The sequence below is a fragment of the Arthrobacter antibioticus genome, from assembly GCF_030063205.1.
In the GTDB taxonomy this organism is placed as follows: Bacteria; Actinomycetota; Actinomycetes; order Actinomycetales; family Micrococcaceae; genus Specibacter.
This window is the reverse complement of the sequence record NZ_JASISQ010000002.1, coordinates 275756-292199: the sequence shown is the minus strand read 5'-3', so window position 1 is coordinate 292199 and position 16444 is coordinate 275756. Positions and strand designations below refer to the sequence as shown.

Here is a 16444-nt window from a genome sequence, read left to right as displayed (position 1 = left end):
ACTGTCACCGAACTGATATGACGGCGTAAGACGGCACCTCCGCGGCCACCCCTCTTAATCACCAGGAGATCCTTCGATGCCCCGGATCGTTGTCGACGTTATGCTCAAGCCCGAAATTCTGGACCCGCAGGGAAAAGCCATTGTTGGCGCACTTCCCCGATTGGGCTTCACCGCATTCTCCGCTGTCCGTCAAGGTAAGCGTTTTGAACTTTTCGTTGATGGCGAGGTCACCGACGAGATCCTGGCCCAGGCCAAGGAAGCCGCTGAGACCATGCTGTCCAACCCAGTCATCGAAGACGTAGTCAACGTTGAAGTTGTGGCGGACTAACTATGAGCGAAACTCCCCTGATTGGCGCAGCCACAGAGGCTCCCCTCGACTCCCGGCTGGCGGGAGCCCGCATCGGTGTCGTCACTTTCCCCGGCACCCTTGATGACCGCGACGCGACACGAGCTGTGCGTCTTTCCGGTGCAACCGCCGTCGATCTTTGGCATGGCGACACCGTCTTGGCGAACGTTGATGCTGTCATCATTCCTGGCGGTTTCTCCTACGGTGACTACCTGCGCGCCGGTGCAATCTCCCGCTTCGCTCCGTTGATGTCCAAGATCATTGATGCCGCCAATTCCGAGGCCAAGTTGCCAGTTTTGGGTATTTGCAATGGTTTCCAGATCCTAACCGAGGCACATTTGCTGCCCGGCTCCATGATTAAGAACGACCACCTGAAGTTCCTGTGCCGGGACCAGGTACTGCGCGTTGAGAACAACACCACTGCGTGGACAAACGCTTACTCCGCAGGCCAAGAGATCACGATTGTCCTGAAGAACCAGGACGGTCAGTACATTGCGGATGAGAAAACTCTTGACGCCCTCGAAGCTGAGGGCCGGGTGGCCTTTCGTTACCTGGGCGGCAATCCCAACGGTTCCCGACGCGACATTGCCGGGATCACCAATGCGGCAGGGAACGTGGTGGGCCTGATGCCGCACCCGGAACACGCCGTTGAACAAGGGTACGGCCCCGGCCACACCGGCACCGACGGCTTAGGTTTCTTCACCTCAGTGCTGAACACACTTCTGGGAGATAAGTAAATGAGCGAGATTTCAACAGAGTCCGCAAAAAAATTCAACATCGACACAGTTGAAAATGCGGCCAACACCCCCGAGGTTGAGCTTCCCTGGGCCGAGCTTGGTCTGAAGCAAAACGAGTTCGACGACGTCGTGAAAGTTCTGGGGCGACGCCCCACCGCCGCGGAACTAGCCATGTACTCGGTCATGTGGAGCGAGCACTGCTCCTACAAGTCTTCCAAGAATCATCTCCGGCAGTTCGGCGAAAAGGTGACGCCGGAGATGAAGAAAGACATGCTGGTGGGGATTGGCGAAAACGCCGGCGTCACCAACTTGGGCGACGGCTGGGCGGTGACGTTCAAAATTGAATCCCACAACTCACCATCAATGATTGAGCCCTACCAAGGCGCAGCTACTGGCATTGGCGGCATTGTCCGCGACATCATTTCCATGGGTGCACGCCCGGTGGCTGTCATGGATCCGCTACGTTTTGGCGCCATTGACCACCCGGACACAGCCCGGGTTATGCACGGTGCAGTGGCTGGAATCGGAGGGTACGGCAACTCGCTAGGCCTGCCGAATATTGGCGGCGAAATGGTCTTTGATTCTATTTACCAGGGCAATCCTCTAGTTAATGCGCTGGCCGTTGGCGTCATGCGCCACGAGGATATTCGCCTGGCTAATGCCTCCGGTAAGGGCAATAAAGTGGTGCTCTTTGGCGCACGCACAGGTGGCGACGGCATTGGCGGGGCCTCGATCCTGTCTTCAGAGTCCTTCGATGACACCAAGCCCTCCAAGCGCCCGGCCGTTCAGGTCGGTGACCCCTTCGCCGAGAAGGTCCTCATTGAATGCTGCCTGGAACTGTTTAAGGGATCCTTGGTTGAAGGTATCCAGGACTTGGGCGCCGCTGGTATTTCCTGCGCCACCAGTGAACTGGCCTCCAACGGCGACGGCGGCATGGAAGTTGAGCTGACTAGCGTATTGCTGCGCGATCCTTCCCTGACACCTGGTGAAATCCTCATGTCAGAGTCTCAGGAACGCATGATGGCTGTTGTCTCACCGGAGAACGTTGCCGCATTTGAAGCGGCCATGGATAAGTGGGCCGTGGAGTACTCCTGGCTTGGCGAAGTCACCGACACGGGCCGGTTAATCATCAAGTGGGACGGCGCGGTCATTGTCGACGTCGATCCCCGCACGGTGGCCCACGACGGTCCTGTGTACGACCGCCCCTATGCCCGTCCGGAATGGCAGGATGCTCTGCAGGCTGACACCTTTACCGGGTCAGTTCAGGACGCTGGCCGCCCCGCCACACCGGGGGAACTCAAAGCTGCCATCTTAGAACTCATTTCCTCCCCCAACCTGTGCTCGAAAGACTGGATCACCAACCAGTACGATCGCTACGTGGGCGGCAACACCTCCATGGCATTTCCGGACGACGCCGGTGTGATCCGTGTTGATGAGCAGACCGGTCTGGGTGTTGCCCTGGCCACCGACGCCAACGGCCGGTACACCTTCCTTGACCCGTACCACGGTGCCCAGCTTGCCCTGGCTGAGGCTTACCGCAACGTTGCCACCTCCGGCGCCATCCCCATGGCTGTCAGCGACTGCTTGAACTTCGGCTCCCCAGAGGACTCCGATGTTATGTGGCAGCTGGCCGAAGCCATCCGGGGCCTCTCCGACGCCTGCATGGTGCTTGGCATCCCGGTCACCGGCGGCAACGTTTCGCTCTACAACCAGACTGGCTCCATACCCATCCACCCCACCCCCGTGGTAGCCGTGTTGGGCAAGTTCGACGACGTTGCCCGCCGCACGCCGTCGGGCTGGACTGAGGATGGCCAGGCAATTTATCTGCTGGGTAACACCGCAAATGACCTGGACGGTTCCGAATGGGCCAACTTGCGCGGGCACTTGGGCGGGCTCCCGCCGGCTGTGAATCTTGAGCGCGAACGCGAACTGGGTGCGATTCTAATCAACGCCTCCCGTGACGGCATGATCGATTCAGCCCACGACCTCTCCGAAGGCGGCCTTGCCGCAGCCTTGGTTGAGTCGGCGCTGCGCTTTAACACCGGTGCCCGCGTGGCCCTGGATGAAGTAGGCGCCCGTGACGGCGTCGACGCATTCACCCTGCTCTTCTCCGAATCACAGGGACGCGCCATTGTGGCGGTTCCACGCAGCGAAGAAGTGCGTTTCAACGACATGTGCACTGCCCGGAACTTCCCGGTTGCACGCATTGGTGTTGTTGACGCCGCTGGTGAAGCCCTGGACATACAGGGCCTGTTCAGTGCTTCACTGGACGAACTCCGCGAAGCACACGAGGGCACCCTGCCGAAATACTTCGGCTAGTTCCCCAACTTCGAGGGGCCCAGTTGTGGCTAAAAACCTCCTGCTAGTGTGCGTGCGGCCTTTTGATACGACCGGCTAACACCGGCTTGGGCGAGTTTTGTAACAGGGGCGCCCAAGGCGTAGATAAACCCTGCAGGCTTACTGAAAGCCAACAATCTAAAGAACACGCGACCATCAGAGGCTTTCATCGCGATGAACGCCTCCTCGCCCAACGCCGGATGCCCAGGCAAAGTGCCATACCCAAAACCTGTCATCTGAACCTCACTGCCGTCGGGCCCAGAGAGCGTCTTGGATTCCAGCGCCCAGACCACTTCGCAGGGTGCCGGAAGCCGGAGTCTGCCCACCCCAAACCCACTGACAACGCGGGCACCAACTACCGCCCGCGGCGGTGCCGAGACTTGCAGACCGGAACGCCGTTGAATCTCCCAGGTCATGATGCCCTCGGCCAGCGCTGTGTAAGCCTCGGATCCCGCTCCAACCGCCATAGTCTTATCGACGTGGTCAAAGCCCTGCGGCCATTCCATTTCGCCAACACTTTTTTGTGCCGCCAAACGGGTCAATCCAAGGTATGGGTAGTTCAAACTAGGAATAGTTTTTTCCGACACGCGCACTCCATTTCAACGAAACTTGTTGCTTCTTGGACAAGCCATCCACCACCAGATCGTAAGAATCCTCCAGCATGTCCAGGACCATTTGGGTCTCCACCAACGAGGTATCCACGGAGTTCCAATGCCTTTTGTTCATATGGTACGCACCGGTAATTCCGGGATTCGCCGCACGCAGCACTGGGGCCAGCTCAGGATCGCATTTGTAGCTGATGCGCAACGGCTCACCCTCTAGATCACCTAACGCAAACACTTTTCCTGGGCGATCCCCGCTTGGCGCCTTGACCTTAAAAACACTAATTTCCGGCCCAAACGGGAAGTCTTCATATGCACCCGTCAGAGCCAGAGCTGCAGCACGCAAGATATCCACACTGATACTCATGGCTGGGCCCCATTTACGCCAGGACGGACCTCATAGTTCAGGACGGCGAATTCGCCTTGTTGGCTGACGCTACGGAGCTTGAGCCGCTCGGCACCGAGTGTCCTGGGTAGCAACGGCATCCCCGCAACCAGTGCCGCCGGAGCCACTGTGAGAGTGATTTCATCTAAAGCATCGCAGTCAAGGAACTGACCGGCCACGTCTCCTCCTCCTACAACCCAAACGTTCTTCTCCCGCGCAGCGTCCTTGATCTCCGCCAGCACGTGAGCCACAGGACCGTTAACGAAGCGAACGTCGGCTCCCTCGGGCACGGGCAACGTGCGGCTAGTGAAGACGTAGGTGGGTTTCCTGCCGTAATATTGCTGCCACTTTTGCGGTTCTGCAATCAGGTTCTCAGCCGCTAAGACCCATTCGTAAGTTGATGCTCCCTCAACGAAAACACCCACCGTGTCCATGAACGCGGCAAGGTCCGGCCCATCCGTTTCATCCACAGCAAAAAGCCACTCCAGTGAATGGTTTGAATCAGCCAAAAAGCCGTTCAACGTTGCCGCAGTGTAGTAAATAATTGCCGTCATGGATCTAACGCTACAGCTTGGCGAGGGTCACCGCTCGTCCACTTCCGGGCTACGGGGCGGAAAGTTACTTCACACCCAAATAGTCCTCCAGCAGCACAACCTTCAGACCTGCCGCCTTCTGTGCTTTCACAAAAGCAGCCAGGTCAGCAGGGAACTCTGGGCGGAAATGCATCAGCACAATCTCACCCGGTCGCAGCGCCGCTCCCACTTGATAATCCATTCCCCCCGCATTTGCCTTGCTTTCCCAGTCCACGATCGCTTTCATGCCGCACGCAGCTGCTGCTTGTCGTGTTGCCTGAGTGTAGGGTCCCCCGGGTGGCCGGAAAAGGACCGGACGCCGGCCGTACTGTTTTTCCGCAAAGTCGGCCATGCCACAGATTTCAGCCTTCTGCTGTTCGTAGCTCAAGTTGATGAATCCCAAATTGTGGCTCATGCTGTGGTTCTCAACCAGGTGTCCGCCCGCCATATACTTATGGTAAAAAGCCGGGTCCGAGGCAATGAAAGTGTGTGCCAAAAACAGCGACGCTTTGATGCGTTCCTCTTCAAGCAGCAACAGATCCGAGTCCCGCCTCACAGCTCCATCATCAAGGGTCAGAAACACCACCTTCTGTGCTGTCGGAATTTTGGTCAGTACAGGGACCATCCCGTTTTCGATGGGCGGCAGCACGTAGTCCGGAATCAATCCGTCAAGAGTATCGGCATGTCCTGTGGCCGGGCTAGCGTCAGGGGTCGGAACAGGTGCGGACGGTGTTGAAGCCCGCGCAGGTGCCCAAGGAGTTTCTCTCGCCGGGGTTGGGGCAGGAGAGAGCGCTGCCGCCGGAGACGCCGCTGTGGAGTTTGCGGAGGTGGTGAGCACGTACCAAACGCCCACTGCGGCCAGAAACAGGACGAAGGCAATACTCAGCGAACCGATCACGCGGTTGAGGCGGCGGGATTGGTGAAGATGGCGTGGCATGTCTTCTTTTCGGGCTGGGTATGGGCGCGTGGGGGTACTGCCTGCAAAGATGCATGACGGGAGTGGACTTTGAGGTTAAAGCCCCAGGGGTCCGGCTTCAATTTTGGGACAGGTGTCCATAACCACGTCTAGTCCGGCTGCGGTTGCCCGCGCGGCGGCAGCCTCATCAACCACACCCAGCTGAAGCCAAACCGCTTTGGCACCCACGGCTATAGCCTGATCCACAACCTCCCCCACTCGGGAAGAATTCACAAAGCAATCAACCACATCAATGCTCCCTGGCACTGCGGCGAGTGTTTTATAGCCCTGTGCACCATGGACGTCATCACCCTTTAAGCTCACGGGAATAATCTCCTGGCCAAGGTCCCGCTGCAGAAAGCGGGCCACCTCGAAAGCAGCACGCTGAGGATTATTGGAAAGTCCCACCACGGCCCAGCGCCCCGGGGTGGTCATAAGTGTACGGATCAGCTCCGGGTCATTGATGTGTGCCATATCTGAAGCGTAACCGCAGTGGTCGCCTCAGTCCGTTCGTGACGGTCGCGGTTAGGAACAATATTTCGCTTCTTTATTTAGGCGTCAACGAATGATTCACCCGTGCCGGGCCGGTCGTTGTCCCCGGAGTCGGTTTCTTGCTCTTCGTCCTCTTCAGGCAGGTCATCAATGTCCACGTAATCGGTGCTGGTGAGCTCTTCCGTGTAAGCCGCCCAGAACTCATTGGGTGCCGCTGCACCAGGATCAAGGGCCAGCAATTGGGTGTGGAAAGATTTTTTTACCTCGGAAAAGTCCTCATCATCTTCCGGCCCAACAGTGTCCCTGTCAATGGAAGCCCACGCCGCCACAATGGCCGGAAAGGTTTCCAAAGAAGAGGCGATGAGAGTCTCTTCATCTTCACAGACATACATCAGGGCGGTGCTGCTGCGATCGACAACCACGAACTGGAAATCCTCGTCGTTGCAAACGATTGCACGCCCGGATGCATCATCGGCAAAAGGTGGCTTGAGCCATTGCCCATCCAACGGCACATCTTCAAGTGCCCCTGGATACATCACTTCCAGCACTGCCCAAATCTTCTCGTCATTCATGATTGCCTCCTGCTCGTACTCTTGACACTAATGACAGCTGGTCGCTGGCGTCAACGGCGAGTTTCAGCTGGCAGGGACCACCACTGAATTACTTTCAAATCGGCGGTTGAGTAATACGGGCAGGAACTCTCGAACTTCTTCAATACGCCTGTGGGTAACATCGGTAGTCGCTACGCCTTCATCTTCGTCATTGAGGAAGTCGGCCGGGATCCCCATAGGGTCAAGAATCACCGAATGCCCGATGCAGTGCTTGCTGGATGTTCCGGCAGCCGCCACCCAGCACGTATTTTCGATGGCACGAGCTTTAAGGAGAGTCTCCCAATGCTCGATTTTGTGTTCACCCTTGAACCAGGCAGCCGAGACACAGATCAGGTCCGCTCCTGAGACGGCCAGCGCGCGCGCGAGTTCCGGGAATCGGATGTCGTAGCAGGTCATGATGCCCACCTTGAAACCGCCAACGTCAACCGTCGTCATGCCCCTGTCGCTAGGCTTGATTCGGGTGGATTCCTGGTAAGAAAAGGCATCGTACAGGTGCAGTTTCCGGTAGGTGCCCAGGATCTCACCGTCATCCCCAACAGCAACAACAGTGTTGTACGGACGGTTTTCGCCGCTTGATTCATACCCACCGGCAATGATGGCGATCCCCACCTCGGCAGCAACCATGGACAGGCCCTGCACAAATGTGCTCCAATTCGCATCAACTGCAGCCACAAAATCACCTACTACCCGGCCAACGGAGAACATTGCCTCCTCCGGGAACAGGATGAGTTTGCTGCCTTCTTGTGCCGCCGTTGTCGAAAGACGGCGCATGGTATCCAGGTTTGCCGTGACATCGGGACCTGGGTTGAACTGTCCAACACTGACTTTCATGGCCATGCGTCCTTTCGGTGGATTTCTGATCCAACCAGCCTAGCCCGAGATTCCGCTGCCGCGGCCCTGCATCCTTCACCACAGCAAAAAAGGCAAGGACGACGCGCGGAACTTTAGTTCCGCACGTCGCCCTTGCCCGGCGTTCGGTACAGCTAGGGGCAACCCTCTTTAGGCACCGGCTACTTATCGTTGATCAGGTCGTGCCGGACAATCGTCTGATCCCGATCCGGCCCTACGCCAATGGCAGAGATCCGGGTACCAGACATGCCTTCAAGCGCCAGGATGTAGCTGCGCGCGTTTTCCGGCAAGTCTTCCATGGTCCGTGCCGTGCTGATGTCCTCGGTCCAACCGGGGAAGTACTCGTAAATGGGCTTGGCGTGGTGAAACTCAGTCTGCGTCATGGGCATTTCATCATGTCGCACACCATCAACGTCATAGGCAACGCAGACAGGAATCTGTTCGATTCCTGTGAGCACGTCCAGCTTGGTGACGAAGTAATCGGTGAAGCCGTTCACACGAGACGCGTGGCGGGCAAGGAGGGCGTCATACCAGCCGCAGCGGCGGGGGCGCCCGGTATTGACGCCAAACTCTCCGCCAGTCTTCTGCAGGTAGATGCCCATGTCATCGAACAGTTCGGTGGGGAACGGGCCGGCGCCAACCCGCGTTGTGTAGGCCTTGATAATACCTACAGCGCGCGTGATGCGGGTGGGGCCAATGCCTGAGCCAACGCTTGCACCTCCCGCTGTGGGGTTGGATGAGGTCACGAACGGGTAGGTGCCATGATCAACATCCAAGAAGGTTGCCTGGCCACCCTCCATGAGCACAACTTCGCCACGGTCCAACGCCTCATTCAACACATAAGTTGCGTCGATAACCATAGGACGTACACGCTGCGCGAAACTCAGGAAGTACTCAACCACTTCCTCCACTTCAACGTCGCGGCGGTTGTAGACCTTCACAAGAAGTTCATTCTTTTGCTTAAGTGAGCCTTCCACTTTTTGCCGCAAAATCGATTCGTCAAAGAGGTCTTGAACGCGGATCCCCAGACGAGCCACCTTGTCCATGTAGGCCGGCCCAATGCCGCGACCCGTTGTGCCGATGGCGCGGCTGCCAAGGAAGCGTTCCGTGACCTTATCCAACACCTGGTGGTACGGGGCCACGAGGTGCGCGTTGGCTGAAATACGCAGCTTGGAGGTGTCCGCCCCGCGCGCTTCCAGTCCCTCAATTTCTTCAAATAGGGCTTCAAGGTTCACCACGCAACCGTTGCCGATGATGGGTGTTGCATTGGGGCTTAGAATACCGGCTGGAAGGAGCTTGAGCTCATACTTCTCACCGCCTACAACTACTGTGTGCCCTGCGTTGTTGCCGCCATTGGGCTTGACAACATAGTCGACCAAACCACCTAGAAGATCGGTGGCCTTGCCTTTACCTTCGTCACCCCACTGGGCGCCTACGATTACGATTGCTGGCATGGGACCCTCCCCCTTGCTCATAAGTTGAGCCGGGCGCTGCGAAATCGGCTGTTGCCGTGCACCGTCCGGTCACGAAAATACCCCTTGGAAACCACGTGGAGAAAAGGCGGGCGCGTAGCGCGCGCCTTACCTGACCAAGCGAACAAGGGGGTCTTACCTCAGAAGTTTACCGGAACCACCACGGAGGTGCACATTGAGCCCAGGATACCGCCGCGGCGCGCGTCATCCACACTGATTTTCCACACTGTTTTTCCACACTGCGTCAGGGGAACACCACAGGCCTGAATCGCCATGGAGGGGTTGGTGGGCCAGGTAGGGTACCTGGCCCACCATTCACAAGTAGAAGCCGCTCATCTTGTTATGCGCACACCATTACTACCCGGCATTGGCCGCCCGTGGTGCGCCCATGCCCGGATTGATCTGATAGGGCCCTGCAGCGGATGGCCGCACGTCGAAATCAAACATCGCGGTGGGTAGGTACACCGTGGAGCACGAGTTTGGAATATCCACCACCCCGGAAAGCCGGCCCTCGATGGGTGCGGCGCCCAACAGTAGGTATGACTGCTCGGGTGCGTAGCCGAATTTGGCCAGATAATCGATGGCGTGCAGGCATGCCCGTTGGTACGACAGGTGCGAATCGAGGTATCTCTGTTCCCCGTCAAGGGTGACGGAGGTGCCGGAGAACGCCAGCCACTCGCTGAACGCCGGCTCTACCCGGCCGGGCATGAAGATAGCGTTTTCGCTGACACCGTATGTGTCCATGCCACCCTTGATGATGTCCACCCGAAGGTCGACAAAGCCACCCATTTCAATAGCACCACAGAAGGTGATCTCGCCATCTCCCTGGGAGAAGTGCAGGTCTCCAACCGAGAAATTGGCACCGTCCACGAATACTGGGTAGAAGATCCTGGACCCCTTGGAGAGGTTCTTGATGTCCTGGTTTCCGCCATTTTCACGCGGCGGGGCAGTCCTTGCCCCCTCACCGCCTACACGAGCCCATTGATCGCGGGGCAGCCCGCCAAGAACTGCATGCTCCGCTTCCGGAGGTAGCGCCAGCGGTGGCATACGGTGCGGGTCGGTAGCAATCAAATCTCCTTCGCGCTTGTTCCATTTAGCCAGCAGCTGGGCAGAGGGTGCTGTCCCCATCAGGCCAGGGTGAATCAACCCTTCGAAGCGGACCTCCGGGACGTGCCGGGAGGTGGCGACTTGTCCGGTAAAGTCCCAAATTGCTTTGTAGGCATCGGGGAATTGATCAACAAGGAAACTACCTCCATTATTTTTGGAGAAGATGCCTGTGTAGCCCCAGCCCTGTCCGGCCAACGGCCCCGAATCTTCCTGCGGAATCGGCCCCACATCGAGAATGTCAACAACCAGCAAATCCCCGGGTTTAGCTCCTTCAATACCGAAAGGACCGGAGAGTTTATGCACCGTCAACAATGGTGCATTGAGAATATCCTGGGCTGAGTCGTCATTGACAATAGCCCCGTCAAACCATTCCCGGCAGTCCACCCGGAAAACGTCTCCGGGCTTAACCACTGCCACGGGAGGAATTTCCGGGTGCCACCTATTGTGTCCGAGCTTCTGTTGATCTTCGAATTTCTTGGTTGAATCGAGAGGGAATAACACTTCAGGCATTAGATTTCTCCTAACGAACTCTTCGTGGAATCACTTCTTCTCTTCGCGGCTTAGGGCCGTGGGAGCTTTTGGTGCAGCGGGTTGTTTGTATACCGGGTACCACCTGGTTTGTTCGTTGATGGCAGGCGGCTGGAGACCACTTCCGGCTCGTGAGCACTGCGTTTACTAGCATCGATGAGCTTGAACTCCGCCGAACCCGCAATGGAGAGTTTCGGTGCGCTGATGCGGCGCCGGGACGCTCCCCCGCAGTCGGGACACGGCAGCACCTCGGGTGCTTCACTCATGGAAAATGACGCTTCAAACGCCTTGCCTTCGGGACAACGGAACTCGTACAACGGCATTGTTGGATCTCCTTGGTGGGCACTAAACGGGGGAGTGAAAAGACGGGTGGGCGGACGTGCGCCAAAACACAAAAACAGTGTAGAAATTCCGAAGAGCGGATAATACCGGCTGCTTCCAAGCTAGTCTCGCCTGTTCATGACCGTCAATAGGTGCCTGTAAAAGCACACGGGCCGAGCACACAGCGGCAGCGATACAAGCGGTTCGCCGGTGGGAACCGCACACAATAAATGGGCTGGCCTGGGCGTCTTGGCGGCTGGGCTGTCCATGATCGTTATTGACGGCACTATTCTTGGCGTTTCCTTGCCCACGATCATCGCCGACCTTCACTTAGACCTGAACGAAGCCCAGTGGGTCAACAGCCTGGACCAGGCACCCATTGTGAGGCGCTCGGCACTTGTGTGGAGTGAGTCTTCTGGCGGTGTCCTCACGGCACGTCAGAATCCAGGCGTCACTTTTGGACCTTGAACACCCCAATGGCTCCGCGCTCGGCGTCGATCATACTGTGCGAAACAAATGGGTAGTTTCCGGCCTCGGGGAAGGCTAGTTCAACAAAGCCGCCCTGAGCCGGGGCCAGCGGCAGAACCTGCGCGCCGGCGGTCGGATCGGAGCCGTCAATCAAATACCGGCCCTCGCTCCAGACCGTATCAAACTGGCCTCCCACCACGTGGAAGGACGTTGCACGGTTGGGTCCGGCGTCGAGCACCCAGATCCGCACCCGCTCGCCCACCTTGGCCGGCAATGGCCTGAACTTGTACTGGTTTGCGTAGCCGTTGAACACAACAGCATCAGGTTTTTCAGCCTGTATCTTCGCCAAGTCCGCCACCCCCGCTTGGGCTCCGGCGTAGATCTCCGACTGGATGAGCACGTATTCCTTATCCACTGTGGCAAGGTTTGGTGGCTCGATGATCACGGCACCAAACATGCCATTGGCGATGTGCAGGCTCATCGGCATGGTACTGCAGTGGTACAGCCAGATTCCGGCGCGGGTCGCCGTGAAATTGTACGTTAGTGACTCCCCCGGGTTGATGGTGCGCATGGGTTGATCGGGGGCCAATGCGCCGGCATGGAAGTCGATCGAGTGGCCCATGGAACCGTCGTTTGTGAGCGTTATTTTGAAAGTATCGCCCACCTTTCCGCGCAGTGTTGGGCCCGGGGCGGTGCCGTTGAATAACCACAGCTTTTGCATGACTCCGGAGGCTACTTCACGCTCCTCCTCGGTGACCTTGATGGCCAGCTCATGCACCGTTCCGGACGGCAGTGGCGCCAACACGGCGTCGTGCGCGGTGAAGCCCGCGGCAGGTTCCTTCATGAAATCAAAGGCAGCTGGGTCGCCGGATTCCCCGCCATGATCCATACCAGGCATACCAGGCATACCCCCGCCTGGCGCGTTCTCGCCAGGGGTAATAGGCGGCGCACCGCTTCCACCCGTGGCCACGATGCTAAACACCATGCCCTGCTGCTTGTGCCCGGCCACACTGCACCAGCCGGCTACATCGGCCCCAATTACACCCGCGTCGATTGTGGTTTTATCCCCCGGGTACAGCCGCCCGGACTCGGTGCCGGCGGCCGTAATGAGATCGTGCACCATGTTGTCTTCGTTGACAAGATTAATGACCAGTTTGTTCCCCACCGGCACCTCAACCTTGTCCGGATGGAAGCGCATGTTCTTCATCGTCATCTCCACCGTGGTGGTTTGGCCCGTGGCCGTTACGGCAGGCTCCTGGACTGCGGAGGCAAATCCTGGCATGGCCTGCGGATCAGCCACAATTCCTGCCACCATGACAAGCACGACGACGGCCAGTGCGGTTGCGCCCTGGCCTATCCTTTTGCGTGGGGTTGGGTCAAACCCCGCGGCCGCTTTCTCCGGCTGTGCTTTCGCTACAGCGGGGGCCTTGCTAAATAACGCCATGCCCAGCAGCGGCAGGAACCAGACCAGGGCGCCAAACACCAGAAACGTGGTCCCTACGCGCACCAAGCTGGGCACCGGAAGCAGCGACACCACCAGCGCGGCATTGGCAAGCACCACGCGGAACCAGCCGGCCTTGTCCAAAATTGCCGTGCGGTGCTTGAGCCTGGCAGGGCCGCCACCTAAAACGACGGGTACCAGGTACGTCAGCGCCGCTGCCAACACTTGGGCCACGAATCCGGCGGCGAGAACCGGGACCACGGACTCGATCCCCCGGTGCAACGCCTCCCAGCCTCCGGATGTCAACGAGAGAAAAAGCAGCCATACCAGTGAAACCAGCAGCCAAAGCAGGGCGGAGATGGCGGACAAGGGGGCAAAGTTTACGGGCCGTTTCACTCGCACCGCTTTCGCAAGAGGTACGCAAATATACACAACCCCACCTAAGTAGACGGCAAGGCCCAATGAACACAGGAACACTACCCCTGCCGCTGCCCCGGCAGCCGTGAGCAGCACGCCGGCCAACAGCGGAACCGCGCCATGACGGGCAACTGCCTCGGCGCCGTCGGCCACTCTTGTGCGCAGCATGGTGGGCAGCAGCGTCATGAGGGTGCCCAGAACGGTTAGCCCCACAAAGCCCAACACGTTCACAACCAGGTGAACCAGCAATAGACGCACATGCGCTTCACCGCTGATGCCGGATGCGAGCGCAGCACCCACCCCGGCACCCACCGGCAGCAGCAGGCACGCGGCTACGTAGTACCAGACAGTAGGCCCAAACCTGGAGGGCAGCGCCTTTCTGGCACGCAACCCCAGAACCACCGCGTGGGCGGCAACGGCCAGCCCCACTCCAATGCTGCCCACGAGCGTGAAAATCCACACGTTCAGGACCATCGACACCACCACAAGTGCCACAGCAACGTTCAACCCGATCAGGCGCGCCGCCATGCCCCGGTTGCCCGGGTTCGGTCCACGCAACAGCGCCTGGGCGAAGTGCCAGCTCCACACAAGGATGGAGTTTGTGATCGCCCCCAGCAGCAACAGATGCACCATAAGCCAGCCAGAAACGGCAATATTGCGGTGAAATAACACCACCACCACTAGGGCTAACAGCCAGAAGACAGCCGGGGCGTTGGCACGCAGATGCCAGGATGCCCGATTCATGGGGGTCCTACCGGCAGCTGACTTGTTGGCGCTCTTGTTGGCGGCTGACTTGTTGGCGTTCTTGTTGGCGCTCTTGTTGGCGGCGGGGTCTGGGGTTGGTGCGGAGCCGATGTTCACGCTGCTGCCTTCTGCGCATGGGTGGCCTGCCAAATCGCCATGACGGCGAACAGCAGGATTGATATGACGTTCAGGACGCCACCGGTGACCCACGCGCCGTTGAGCCCAGCGCCGTCGCCCAATCCCAGACGCAGCGCCAAGGAAATATGCAAAAGTCCCGCAGGAAGCCAGAATCCCGAGGTGTAAGGCAGCGGTTTGCGCAGCACAGCAGGCAGGATGACAGGTGCGTGCGCCATAATCATGGAGATGGTGAAACCAAGGAACACTGAATGCACGGCAACGTCATAGGCGGCTCCGGTCAGTGGCCCGTCATGCAGGGCAAGTACCACCCCGGCAACCGCTAACCAGAGGTAGCCTGCCAGCAGACACGCGGCAATGTAGCGCGGCAGGCCTTGGGAACGGATGGTTTTACGGGCGGCGTCGTATCCCGTCAGCCAGCCTACGAGGGCAAGCAGCAATACGCCGTAGAGCGGGTACCCGGCAGCCGGCCACAGCAGAGTTGCGGTGGTGGCGGCAAGAAGAGCAAAAGCGCCGGCGAGCAGGAGCGGCTCGGCTCGGGGGCTGGCGATGCCGATTCGGGCCAGTTCCAACCGTTCCCCGGCAATGGTCAGCACCACATACGTGATTAAGAACGGCAGCAGGTGCATGATGCCGGGCACTCGCAGCCACAGCGCCGCAGCGGCTACGGCGGCCACGGCGCCAAGGATTTGGATGAGCACAACGTTGTCATACTGGCGGCGCCAAAGCGGAATGTAGACAAGCGTCATGACCATGGTTCCGGCTAGGAGAACCACCTTCCCGATCCACAACTCAATCGGTGAAATCAGCAACAGCCCCGCAATACCAAGCAGAGCCGGGGCGGCATAGCCCCACGCTTTATTCAGGGCCACCGACCGCTCCAGCGCAATGACTGTTCCCACAAAGCTCAGGACCAGCAGCATGCCGTGAACTTGCGGGAAGCGATCTATTTTCAGTGGCGCGTCCGCTCCCAATAACTGCAAGCCAGCGTTGAGACCAATGAGCAGTGCCGCGCCAGCTGGAAGTAGAAATAGCATGCGGAAGACTGGCCGGCGCAGCATGTTTGGACGGGCAGCGCTGGCTTTGTTGCGTGCGCTGGGCGTGGTGCCCGGCTCGGCTTGAACTGGTTCCATGCCAGCAGGCTTGGTGGTGCTCATGAGAATTCCAGGGACGCTTCGGTGGTTGCATTAGTGTCCACAGCATCTTCAGGCATCTGCAGGGAACAGATCCCGGGTCCGGCAAAAGGCTCAAGCATGATTTGATCCTCTGACAGCCCACTGCCCACCACTAGCTCTTTGACAAGCCCCAAGTGAACGGCACACACCACTTCCGGGTTCTCGCGCGCAGCCTCAATGATGGGACAGCGGGTTAGAGTAAGTTCCCGGCCATTACGGTTTTTCTGCACACCAAACCCTGCTTGTTCAAGTGCCGCCACCACCTTGCTACTGGTGGCTTTTGCACTAGCAACTCCGGATACGGGCCCCGGTCCAAAAGCTGGCATGGCCCGCGCCCAAGCACGTCCGGCGGCTTCGCCTTCCGCGGCAGGGTCCTCACTGGTCAGTGCCAAGTGCTGCGCCAGGGCCGCAGCAAGTCCCGCATACCCCACAGGGTCAGCGGCGGCAGGACTATACAGCCATGCCGGCCTGCCTCTACCCTCTCTGGGTGCGGCAGTTTTGGTGGCATAGCCGCCATCTACAAGGGCTTCGAGATGTTCTCTAACGGTGTTGGCATGTTGCCCCGTTTTCAAAGAAAGTTGTTCCACGCTGAGCGTGCCCTCAATTTTGCGCAGTCGCCCAAGCACGCCAGCACGCGCCTTTGACATGGGTGCGACAGCATCCGGCCCACCAGGTTTGGGCCCGTATGACGCCGGTACAAGACTATTATTTTCCACGGAATTAATTGTAGTAATATAGTCGGAGAATCGC

17 protein-coding genes are annotated in these 16444 nt (G+C 58.7%); 4 read left to right on the top strand and 13 right to left on the bottom strand.

Annotation, left to right across the window (positions count from 1 at the left end; genetic code table 11):
* Window positions 1-76 precede the first annotated feature (76 nt).
* From purS to purL, 3 genes are read left to right on the top strand one after another with little or no spacing between them, the layout of a single operon-like run.
* On the top strand, window positions 77-328 hold the full coding sequence (gene purS, locus QMG40_RS06465; RefSeq protein WP_283529207.1) for a phosphoribosylformylglycinamidine synthase subunit PurS: 252 nt from the start codon (window positions 77-79) through the stop codon (window positions 326-328).
* 2 nt (window positions 329-330) lie between these two features.
* Entirely contained in the window at window positions 331-1083 is a 753-nt protein-coding gene (gene purQ, locus QMG40_RS06460; protein ID WP_283529205.1) for a phosphoribosylformylglycinamidine synthase subunit PurQ, read from the top strand.
* Window positions 1084-1092: 9 nt separating this feature from the next.
* Window positions 1093-3402 carry a phosphoribosylformylglycinamidine synthase subunit PurL gene (gene purL, locus QMG40_RS06455; RefSeq protein WP_283530122.1) on the top strand — a complete coding sequence of 770 codons (2310 nt, stop codon included), beginning with the start codon at window positions 1093-1095 and terminating at the stop codon, window positions 3400-3402.
* Window positions 3403-3431: 29 nt separating this feature from the next.
* Here purL and QMG40_RS06450 read toward each other — a convergent pair whose 3' ends face one another.
* The 10 genes from QMG40_RS06450 to QMG40_RS06405 all read right to left on the bottom strand — a co-directional run bounded on the left by QMG40_RS06450 (window position 3432) and on the right by QMG40_RS06405 (window position 11316).
* Complete coding sequence (locus tag QMG40_RS06450; protein ID WP_283529203.1) at window positions 3432-4007, bottom strand: DUF1990 family protein; 576 nt, start codon at window positions 4005-4007, stop codon at window positions 3432-3434.
* On the bottom strand, window positions 3985-4389 hold the full coding sequence (locus tag QMG40_RS06445) for an MmcQ/YjbR family DNA-binding protein (RefSeq protein ID WP_283529201.1): 405 nt from the start codon (window positions 4387-4389) through the stop codon (window positions 3985-3987). Before QMG40_RS06445 ends, QMG40_RS06450 begins: the two co-directional genes overlap by 23 nt.
* The gene (locus tag QMG40_RS06440; protein ID WP_283529199.1) at window positions 4386-4961 is read right to left on the bottom strand and encodes a dihydrofolate reductase family protein; all 576 of its coding nucleotides are present in this window, start codon (window positions 4959-4961) and stop codon (window positions 4386-4388) included. The genes QMG40_RS06445 and QMG40_RS06440 overlap by 4 nt, the downstream gene beginning before the upstream one ends.
* Before the next feature lie 64 nt (window positions 4962-5025).
* On the bottom strand, window positions 5026-5916 hold the full coding sequence (locus QMG40_RS06435) for a polysaccharide deacetylase family protein (RefSeq protein ID WP_283529197.1): 891 nt from the start codon (window positions 5914-5916) through the stop codon (window positions 5026-5028).
* A gap of 75 nt (window positions 5917-5991) precedes the next feature.
* The gene (locus QMG40_RS06430) at window positions 5992-6408 is read right to left on the bottom strand and encodes a CoA-binding protein (protein ID WP_283529195.1); all 417 of its coding nucleotides are present in this window, start codon (window positions 6406-6408) and stop codon (window positions 5992-5994) included.
* A gap of 77 nt (window positions 6409-6485) precedes the next feature.
* Window positions 6486-6998 carry an SUKH-4 family immunity protein gene (locus QMG40_RS06425; RefSeq protein WP_283529193.1) on the bottom strand — a complete coding sequence of 171 codons (513 nt, stop codon included), beginning with the start codon at window positions 6996-6998 and terminating at the stop codon, window positions 6486-6488.
* A gap of 63 nt (window positions 6999-7061) precedes the next feature.
* The gene (locus QMG40_RS06420) at window positions 7062-7868 is read right to left on the bottom strand and encodes a carbon-nitrogen hydrolase family protein (RefSeq protein ID WP_283529191.1); all 807 of its coding nucleotides are present in this window, start codon (window positions 7866-7868) and stop codon (window positions 7062-7064) included.
* A 179-nt stretch (window positions 7869-8047) separates the two neighbouring features.
* A complete protein-coding gene (locus QMG40_RS06415) occupies window positions 8048-9340 on the bottom strand; it encodes an adenylosuccinate synthase (RefSeq protein ID WP_283529189.1) in 1293 nt (430 codons plus the stop codon).
* Window positions 9341-9715: 375 nt separating this feature from the next.
* Complete coding sequence (fmdA, locus tag QMG40_RS06410; protein WP_283529187.1) at window positions 9716-10975, bottom strand: formamidase; 1260 nt, start codon at window positions 10973-10975, stop codon at window positions 9716-9718.
* Window positions 10976-11025: 50 nt separating this feature from the next.
* Window positions 11026-11316 (bottom strand): FmdB family zinc ribbon protein, encoded by a 291-nt coding sequence (locus tag QMG40_RS06405; RefSeq protein WP_283529184.1) that lies wholly within the window; start codon window positions 11314-11316, stop codon window positions 11026-11028.
* Between the two features lie 208 nt (window positions 11317-11524).
* Here QMG40_RS06405 and QMG40_RS06400 point away from each other — a divergent pair, with 208 nt between their 5' ends.
* The gene (locus QMG40_RS06400) at window positions 11525-11782 is read left to right on the top strand and encodes a hypothetical protein (protein ID WP_283530142.1); all 258 of its coding nucleotides are present in this window, start codon (window positions 11525-11527) and stop codon (window positions 11780-11782) included.
* Here QMG40_RS06400 and QMG40_RS06395 read toward each other — a convergent pair.
* Genes QMG40_RS06395 through QMG40_RS06385 form a run of 3 tightly spaced genes read right to left on the bottom strand, consistent with a single transcriptional unit; the run spans window position 11766 to window position 16410 of the window.
* The gene (locus QMG40_RS06395) at window positions 11766-14501 is read right to left on the bottom strand and encodes a multicopper oxidase domain-containing protein (RefSeq protein ID WP_283529182.1); all 2736 of its coding nucleotides are present in this window, start codon (window positions 14499-14501) and stop codon (window positions 11766-11768) included. The genes QMG40_RS06400 and QMG40_RS06395 overlap by 17 nt on opposite strands.
* A complete protein-coding gene (locus tag QMG40_RS06390; RefSeq protein WP_283529180.1) occupies window positions 14498-15676 on the bottom strand; it encodes a hypothetical protein in 1179 nt (392 codons plus the stop codon). The genes QMG40_RS06395 and QMG40_RS06390 overlap by 4 nt, the downstream gene beginning before the upstream one ends.
* On the bottom strand, window positions 15673-16410 hold the full coding sequence (locus QMG40_RS06385) for a helix-turn-helix transcriptional regulator (RefSeq protein WP_283529178.1): 738 nt from the start codon (window positions 16408-16410) through the stop codon (window positions 15673-15675). Before QMG40_RS06385 ends, QMG40_RS06390 begins: the two co-directional genes overlap by 4 nt.
* Between the last annotated feature and the right edge of the window lie 34 nt (window positions 16411-16444).

What these genes read in the sequence shown, in the direction of transcription:
- QMG40_RS06440 (WP_283529199.1), bottom strand. Translation starts at nt 4,961, where the DNA reads ATGACGGCAATTATTTACTACACTGCGGCAACGTTGAACGGCTTTTTG.
- purS (WP_283529207.1), top strand. Translation starts at nt 77, where the DNA reads ATGCCCCGGATCGTTGTCGACGTTATGCTCAAGCCCGAAATTCTGGAC.
- QMG40_RS06405 (WP_283529184.1), bottom strand. Translation starts at nt 11,316, where the DNA reads ATGCCGTTGTACGAGTTCCGTTGTCCCGAAGGCAAGGCGTTTGAAGCG.
- QMG40_RS06430 (WP_283529195.1), bottom strand. Translation starts at nt 6,408, where the DNA reads ATGGCACACATCAATGACCCGGAGCTGATCCGTACACTTATGACCACC.
- QMG40_RS06425 (WP_283529193.1), bottom strand. Translation starts at nt 6,998, where the DNA reads ATGAATGACGAGAAGATTTGGGCAGTGCTGGAAGTGATGTATCCAGGG.
- purQ (WP_283529205.1), top strand. Translation starts at nt 331, where the DNA reads ATGAGCGAAACTCCCCTGATTGGCGCAGCCACAGAGGCTCCCCTCGAC.
- QMG40_RS06420 (WP_283529191.1), bottom strand. Translation starts at nt 7,868, where the DNA reads ATGAAAGTCAGTGTTGGACAGTTCAACCCAGGTCCCGATGTCACGGCA.
- QMG40_RS06445 (WP_283529201.1), bottom strand. Translation starts at nt 4,389, where the DNA reads ATGAGTATCAGTGTGGATATCTTGCGTGCTGCAGCTCTGGCTCTGACG.
- QMG40_RS06435 (WP_283529197.1), bottom strand. Translation starts at nt 5,916, where the DNA reads ATGCCACGCCATCTTCACCAATCCCGCCGCCTCAACCGCGTGATCGGT.
- QMG40_RS06390 (WP_283529180.1), bottom strand. Translation starts at nt 15,676, where the DNA reads ATGAGCACCACCAAGCCTGCTGGCATGGAACCAGTTCAAGCCGAGCCG.
- fmdA (WP_283529187.1), bottom strand. Translation starts at nt 10,975, where the DNA reads ATGCCTGAAGTGTTATTCCCTCTCGATTCAACCAAGAAATTCGAAGAT.
- QMG40_RS06415 (WP_283529189.1), bottom strand. Translation starts at nt 9,340, where the DNA reads ATGCCAGCAATCGTAATCGTAGGCGCCCAGTGGGGTGACGAAGGTAAA.